This window comes from Mycobacteroides sp. LB1 (genome assembly GCF_013449725.1).
GTDB lineage: Bacteria > Actinomycetota > Actinomycetes > Mycobacteriales > Mycobacteriaceae > Mycobacterium.
In genome coordinates this window covers 1-636 of sequence record NZ_JACCFF010000015.1, presented here as the reverse complement: position 1 = coordinate 636, position 636 = coordinate 1, and the positions used below count along the sequence as shown (strand labels likewise).

1 pseudogene is annotated in these 636 nt (G+C 63.1%); it reads right to left on the bottom strand.

What is annotated here, in order from left to right:
- A pseudogene (locus tag MLB1_RS23905) lies at positions 1-611 on the bottom strand (acetyl-CoA C-acetyltransferase); the annotation flags it as partial.
- Positions 612-636 lie beyond the last annotated feature (25 nt).

The window sequence follows — 636 nt, the reverse complement described above, 5'->3', positions numbered from 1 at the left end:
TCGCCGACCGGAATGATCTCGTTGTCGAAGTGCCCGTTCCGAATTGCCGCAAGTGCGCGCTGGTGGCTGGACAGCGCGAACTGCTCCATGTCTTCGCGGCTGATATCCCATTTCTCGGCGATCATCTCGGCACCACGGAACTGGGAGACTTCCTGGTCGCCGTAGCGATGCAGCCAGCCCTCGGACTCGGCCGTGGGCGAAGTGAATCCGTACTCCGTGCCGACGAGCATCGCTGCAGAGATCGGAATCTGGCTCATGTTCTGGAAACCGCCTGCGACGATCAAGTCGGCGGTGCCGGACATAACACCTTGAGCGGCAAAGGAAATGGCCTGCTGGCTCGATCCGCACTGACGGTCGACGGTGCAGCCCGGCACTTCCTCGGGGTATCCGCCCGCCAACCATGCCAGCCGCCCGGCATTCCCGGCCTGCCCGCCGATGGCGTCCAGCACGCCCATGATCACGTCGTCGATGGCGTCGGGGTCGACGTCGACGCGGTCGAACAGTCCCTTGAAGGTGGCCGCACCCAGATCCAATGGGTGCACCTTGGCCAACGAACCGTTGCGCTTGCCGACGGCGGTACGCACAGCGTCGATGATGTACGCCTCAGACATGGTGAATCTCCTTGGTTACTAGGTG